This window comes from Serratia sp. (in: enterobacteria) (assembly GCF_046715635.1).
Classification (GTDB): Bacteria; Pseudomonadota; Gammaproteobacteria; order Enterobacterales; family Enterobacteriaceae; genus Chania.
On the sequence record NZ_JBKJYW010000024.1, the window covers coordinates 1 to 5921 of the forward strand.

At 55.9% G+C, this 5921-nt stretch carries 6 protein-coding genes and 2 pseudogenes; 5 read left to right on the plus strand and 3 right to left on the minus strand.

The annotated features are described in order from the left end of the window. The 4 genes and pseudogenes from ACLQ7H_RS01125 to ACLQ7H_RS01140 all read left to right on the plus strand — a co-directional run. Nucleotides 1-311, plus strand: a pseudogene (locus ACLQ7H_RS01125) (hypothetical protein); the annotation flags it as partial. A 43-nt stretch (nt 312-354) separates the two neighbouring features. Next, nucleotides 355-1173, plus strand: coding sequence for a DUF2877 domain-containing protein (locus ACLQ7H_RS01130; protein ID WP_411751081.1), 819 nt, complete (start codon nt 355-357; stop codon nt 1171-1173). Nucleotides 1174-1243: 70 nt separating this feature from the next. Further along, a complete protein-coding gene (locus ACLQ7H_RS01135; protein ID WP_411751082.1) occupies nt 1244-2146 on the plus strand; it encodes a carbamate kinase in 903 nt (300 codons plus the stop codon). A gap of 44 nt (nt 2147-2190) precedes the next feature. Next, the gene (locus ACLQ7H_RS01140; RefSeq protein WP_411751083.1) at nt 2191-3417 is read left to right on the plus strand and encodes an MFS transporter; all 1227 of its coding nucleotides are present in this window, start codon (nt 2191-2193) and stop codon (nt 3415-3417) included. A 43-nt stretch (nt 3418-3460) separates the two neighbouring features. Here the strand turns inward: ACLQ7H_RS01140 and ACLQ7H_RS01145 are convergent, their stop codons facing one another. From ACLQ7H_RS01145 to tesA, 3 genes are all read right to left on the minus strand, one after another. After that, complete coding sequence (locus ACLQ7H_RS01145; RefSeq protein WP_411751084.1) at nt 3461-4315, minus strand: co-chaperone YbbN; 855 nt, start codon at nt 4313-4315, stop codon at nt 3461-3463. Between the two features lie 85 nt (nt 4316-4400). Then, the gene (locus tag ACLQ7H_RS01150; RefSeq protein WP_411751085.1) at nt 4401-5177 is read right to left on the minus strand and encodes an SDR family oxidoreductase; all 777 of its coding nucleotides are present in this window, start codon (nt 5175-5177) and stop codon (nt 4401-4403) included. A gap of 25 nt (nt 5178-5202) precedes the next feature. Beyond that, nucleotides 5203-5841: a multifunctional acyl-CoA thioesterase I/protease I/lysophospholipase L1 gene (tesA, locus tag ACLQ7H_RS01155; protein WP_411751086.1), complete on the minus strand. Its 639-nt coding sequence runs from the start codon at nt 5839-5841 to the stop codon at nt 5203-5205. Between tesA and ACLQ7H_RS01160 the strand changes: the two are divergent. Further along, a pseudogene (locus ACLQ7H_RS01160) lies at nt 5812-5921 on the plus strand (ABC transporter ATP-binding protein); the annotation flags it as partial. The gene tesA and the pseudogene ACLQ7H_RS01160 overlap by 30 nt on opposite strands.

Genomic DNA, 5921 nt, shown 5'->3' on the forward strand with positions numbered 1-5921 from the left:
CTGGTGTGACCCGCTTTGTCGGTGCCGCCGGGGGGATGAGTGCCGCGACCGATATCTCCGAAGAGATGGCCGAGATTTACCTGGAACGCAACATGATGCTGCAAATCCCAACCTGGGACTTCCAGGGGGCTTGCCTGGGGCTGGATGCTCGCCGGGTGGTGGAAACCGGTATCACGCCATTGATCAACACCGGAATTGCCCACCGTGAAGCCGGGGTTGGGCAGATTGGTGCCGGTACTGTGCGTGCTCCATTGGGCTGTTTTGAAAAAGCCATCGAAGCACTGGCAGAAAAACTGGGTATCAGCGCGTAACAACCAGTTCGCCCGGAGGCAACTCCGGGCTGGGGAGCCAGTTATGGATATCACCGCGTTGGCCATCAGCCGCTATGCCACGCAAGATTACGGTCCGTTACGCTGCGTGGGGCGTTTCAACAATGCCATCAACTTTCTCTCACCTAACGATCGGCTACTGACGCTGCACCGTGAAGGGCGCGGGCTTAGCCCGATGGGCTGGGAAATTGGCGATGACGATTTCGACGAAATCTTTGACAGCCTGCCTGCGGCCCGGCATTGCCAGCTTTCACCGACGGGGATCGAACTGGAGGACATTGCCATCTACCGTCAGGGAAGGCAGTTGGATCTCAGCCTGAAGGTGAGTGGCGAAATCGCGCTGCCGCCATTGGCCGTCGCGCTGGCTGATGTTGACGCCCAGACCGGCCTGTTTGGCCGCCTGGATAGCCTGGTTGACCAGCCGCATTGCCTGGAAATTCGCGAGCTACAGCAGCACTTTACCGCCTGGTTGCTGGGGGAGAAAGTAGACTGGAGCGCGGTGCTTGGCAAAGGACCCGGCTTGACGCCAAGCAATGACGACACGGTGCTGGGCATGTTGCTGGCGGCTCATCTCGATAGCCGCGTGGATATCGCAAGGTTGCCGTCCTTTTTTGCTGCCAGCCAACCTTTAAACCAGTTGACCACCTTGGTCAGCGTCCACTATTTGCAGTTTGCCGAGCAGGGGATCTTTTCCACCCCGGTACAACTCCTGGCACGTGCCTTACTCATGCCTAAAGAATTACCCGTGGCCATCAAAGATATGTTGGCAACCGGGCATTTTTCCGGTGCGGATACGCTATTGGGCGTTTTGCTGGGCGTTATGGCAATCAATCGTCTTTATTAATTTATCAGCGGAAAACCCTACTGAATGCCGTTCGGTATGGGCTGCTATTACTTAAAAAATGGGTATGTGAATGGAAACGTTAGTAATTGCCTTGGGTGGCAACGCCCTGTTAAAGCGTGGCGCGGTGTTATCTGCAGAGAATCAATATCAGAGCATTGCGTTAATTGCCGATGCCATTGGCAAGTTGGCCAAGAAATACCGCATCGCCATCGTGCACGGCAACGGCCCACAGGTGGGACTGTTGGCGTTACAAAACCTGGCCTATCGCGATGTTCCTCCTTATCCGCTGGACATTCTGGTGGCGGAAAGCCAGGGCATGATCGGCTATATGCTGGCCCAGCAGCTAGGGGCGTTCCATCCTGCTCAGCCGGTGTCTACGTTGCTGACTCGCGTCTTGGTAGACAGCGAAGATCCGGCCTATCGGGAACCCAGCAAATTTATCGGGCCGGTTTATGAGCCGCAACAGCAAGCCGAGCTGGAGCAAAAGTATGGCTGGAGCATGAAGCTGGATGGGCAATACCTACGCCGGGTAGTGCCTTCCCCTGAACCGAAAAAGATTATCGATATTGAAGCGATCAATCTGCTGTTGGCGAAAAACCACATTGTGATTTGCAACGGCGGTGGCGGCGTTCCGATGGTGGCCAGCGCAGAGGGAATGGTCGGCAGCGAAGCGGTGATCGACAAGGATCTGGCCTCAGCATTACTGGCTGAAGCCCTGGATGCCGATCACCTGGTGATCCTCACCGATGCGGATGCGGTGTATCAGCATTGGGGCACGCCGCAGCAAAAAGCCATTCGTTCGGCCACCACTCAAGAGCTGGCACCGATGGCGGTAGCCGATGGCTCGATGGGGCCAAAAATCATGGCGGTTAGCCGCTTTGTGCAGCGTAGCGGCAAGGTGGCACATATCGGTGCCTTGCAAGATATCGAGTCGGTACTGGCGGGCACCGCGGGGACATTAATTACGCCGTAATACTGGATGGGCCTGGCGGCCCATCAAAACAAGGGAAAATGAATATGCAAACTATAAAAACAGAGCGAATGCCCTATTGGATTAAAACCGTCGTGATCTTCTTCCTCGGCTGGGTCGTTATCTATGCCGGGCGATCGGTTCTTAGCCCCATCATGCCGCAGATCCAAAACGAATTCGGTCTGTCAAAAAGCCATCTGGGCTTAATCAGCAGCCTGTTCTTTCTGACCTACACCCTTTTACAGGTGCCTGCGGGGCTATTAGGTGACCGCTTGGGCAGAAAACGCATTCTGGTCAGCGGTTTCATGCTGTTTGCGCTGTTTATCGCTACCGTCAGCATTTCATCCAACTTTCTGATTTTCATCGTGCTGTGGATGCTGACCGGCGCTTCGCAAGGCGTCTATTATGGCCCGCAGTATGCGCTTTCTTCCGAGGCCATCCCCAAGAAATGGATCACCTTGGGCAGTGCGGTGATCGGCAGTGGGATGTCGTTTGGTATCGCGCTGGGGTATTACCTTTCCAGCTTTATGATCGAACACTTTCATACCTCATGGAAAATGCCGTTCCTGGCGATGGCAGTGCCGGTATTTATTGTGGCGCTGCTGATGCTGTTTTTCATTCGGGAAAAAGCACCGCAAAGTGCCAGCGACACTCCAGCAGCGGCGGCAGCAAAGAGCGAATTCAGTTTCCTGGATCTGTTTAAAAACCGTAACCTGCTGATGGCTTATATCACCATCTTTTGTTCGATTTACGGCTTCTTCGTCATCATTACCTGGCTACCGTACTATCTGCAAAAAGAACGCGGCATGGATATTGTGCATGCCGCCAGCATTGCCTCTATCGTGCCGTGGATATCGGTGCTCGGGACGCTGATTTGCAGCTATATCTCCGACAAACTGGGCCGCAGAAAACCGGTGGTGCTGTTTATGCTGCCTTTCTCACTGCTGGCGATCTTCGGCATCGTCTATTCCACCAGCGAAGCGGCGTTGATTGGCGTATTGGTGCTGTATGGCTTTATCGGCAAAATCAGCCTCAACCCGGTACTGATCGCACTGGTGGCAGACAACGCCCCGCGCGCCGCTCTCAGTACCGCTTTCGGGCTGTATAACTTCTTTGGCATGGCGGCGTCGATCTTTGCGCCTTACGTGACCGGCTTTCTTGCCGACAGCACGGGGACGCTGAATGCGGGGTTCTATTTTGCCGCGATGATCACGGTGGTGGGCTTTATCGCCATGTTGTTCGTCAAAGAGGGGAAAACGGTGCAGGAGGCTTGATGTTTGATGCAGGGCGCAACCGTGCGGCTGCGCCCAAGTTCGATTAATACAGCAGTGAATACAGCTGGCGGCGATATTTGGCGGCCAGCGCATCGCCAGTCCCCAGTGCGGCCAGAATATCCATCAAGGTCTTGCGGGCGCTACCGTTAGCCGCCGCCAAATCTTTTTTCAGATGGCCCATCAGCAATTCCAGCGCCTCTTCGTTACGGCCAACCTGATGCAACTGCAAGGCTAGCTGTACGGCCAGCTCGACGTTTTCCGGCTGTTGCTGAACCTGCTGCTGCAACTGCTGAATTTCCGGCGTATCGGCAGCCTGCTTCAACAGCTCAATCTGCGCGACCAGGCCGAGGTAACGGGTATCGCGATCCTGCAATGGGATGGTCGCCAGCACCGCTTCGGCATCATCCGTCTTGTTCAGGGCGATCTGGGTTTCCGCCAAGGTCAGGCCGATATCGCTGCGCTGGTTGCTGAGACTCCAGGCGTCTTTCAGCAAAGGCAGAGCATCAACGGCGCGGTCTTCCTGCAACAGTTCAGTGGCTTCTGCCAGCTTGAGATCTTCGGCCTTGGGCAGGAAACGCTGCAGGAATTCGCGGATCATCTCTTCCGGCTGCGGCCCTTGGAAACCATCAACCGGCTGACCCTCCTTGAACAGATAGACGGTTGGCAGGGAACGCAGGCCAAATTGGGCGGCAATCGCCTGCTCGGCATCGCAATCCACCTTCGCCAGAACGAACTGACCCGCGTATTCCGCCGCCAGCTTATCCAGTATCGGGGTGAGTTGCAGACAGTGCTGGCTGCGATCCGACCAGAAATAGAACAGCACCGGCAGGGACATGGACTGTTCCAGCGTTTGGTGCAGGTTAGTTTCGTTAATATCAACAACGGCTTGAGCTAGCATGGTTTCTCTCTAATCTGATCTTGCAGAATCAATCTATTCTAGATGGGGGCGAACTGGCGCGCTTCAACCCTTAGCCCCCGTTTGCTTAACCATTACTGCGCAATAGCCAGTCCAGCGCACGGCCCGGTAGCAGGCGGCGCAGGATGCTCATGGTATGCGCCAGTAGGGTGACCGGGTAGCGCAGTTGGGCTTTGGGGCTTTCCAACGCGTGGCGCAGCTTCGGTAACACGGCTTCGGCGGGCAGCGTCAAACGCTTGGCGATGCTTGGGTTGTGCACCGGTTTATCGCTCTGCGCCTGATTGACGTTCTGGGTGAAGTGGGTGGTCAGCGGGCCTGGCTCGATCAGGCTGACCTGAATGCCGCTGCCGTGCAGCTCCATACGCAACGCGTCTGACCAGGCTTCCAGCGCAAATTTGCTGGCGGCATAGGCCCCGCGACCGGCGCTAGAGATTAACCCCATCACCGAACTGGTTTGGATAATGCGCCCTTCACCGTGCGGCAGCATCGCTGGCAGCAGCAACTGGGTGAGCTGGTGGGTGCCAAACAGGTTGGCGGAGAATTGCCGTTCCAGCTGGTGGCGTGAAATCGAGCTGAGTGGACCGTAAACGCCAAAACCGGCATTGTTGAACAGGCCGTACAACCGCCCGTTGGTCAGTTCGATCACCTGTGCGGCGGCGCGTTCGACGCTGGCGCTATCGTCCAGATCCAGCTCAATGCCTTCCAACCCTAGTTGACGCATATTTTCCACGTCCTCCGGCTTACGGCAGGCGGCCAGCACGCGATAGCCACGGTTACGCAGATCTTGCGCTGCAATCAATCCTATCCCGCTGGAACAGCCGGTTATCAATACCGCTTTTTGCATAACTTTACCTAGTAGCTAACCCTATTCAGTTAGACTCATGTTTTACTAGTGGTTCCAGCTGTTGCGCCATCCAGGTGGCGATAAACGGCTGGGCATCCTGATTGGGGTGCAATCCGTCATCCTGCATCCATTCCGGTTTGATCACCACCTGTTCCATATAAAACGGCAGCAGCGGAATGTTGAACTGCTTGGCCAACGCCGGATACAGCGCACCGAAGGCCTCGGTGTAGCGGCGGCCATAGTTTGGCGGAATATGAATTTGCATCAGCAGCGGTTTGGCACCCGCCTGCAAAACCAGCGTGATAATCTGGTTGAGGTCGCGCTCGATATCCGCAGCCGGGAAGCCGCGCAGACCATCGTTGGCACCCAGTTCAATCAGCACCCAGCGGGGCTGATGTTGTTTCAATAGCTCGGGCAAGCGTGCCAGCCCCTGAGCGGCGGTGTCGCCGCTGATACTGGCATTGACCACGTTCGGGTGGCCGGGGTGTTTTTGCCACTCATCGGCCAGGCGAGTTGCCCAGGCCTGTGCTACAGGCAACCGATAGCCAGCACTTAAACTGTCGCCCAAAATCAATAAGGTATCGGCCGCGACAGCACGTAAACTGAATAATCCCAACAGCAAAAGGAAGGGAAGATGCCAGCGGAAAACGTTCTTGAAGTTCATCATCTTAGTAAACACGTTGGTCAGGGTGAGCATCAGCTTACCATCCTTACCGGAGTCGAGCTGGTTGTCAAACCCGCACA

Excerpts from the sequence above, each read along its gene's own strand:
- ACLQ7H_RS01130 (WP_411751081.1), top strand. The coding sequence starts at position 355 with ATGGATATCACCGCGTTGGCCATCAGCCGCTATGCCACGCAAGATTAC.
- ACLQ7H_RS01135 (WP_411751082.1), top strand. The coding sequence starts at position 1,244 with ATGGAAACGTTAGTAATTGCCTTGGGTGGCAACGCCCTGTTAAAGCGT.
- ACLQ7H_RS01140 (WP_411751083.1), top strand. The coding sequence starts at position 2,191 with ATGCAAACTATAAAAACAGAGCGAATGCCCTATTGGATTAAAACCGTC.
- ACLQ7H_RS01145 (WP_411751084.1), bottom strand. The coding sequence starts at position 4,315 with ATGCTAGCTCAAGCCGTTGTTGATATTAACGAAACTAACCTGCACCAA.
- ACLQ7H_RS01150 (WP_411751085.1), bottom strand. The coding sequence starts at position 5,177 with ATGCAAAAAGCGGTATTGATAACCGGCTGTTCCAGCGGGATAGGATTG.
- tesA (WP_411751086.1), bottom strand. The coding sequence starts at position 5,841 with ATGAACTTCAAGAACGTTTTCCGCTGGCATCTTCCCTTCCTTTTGCTG.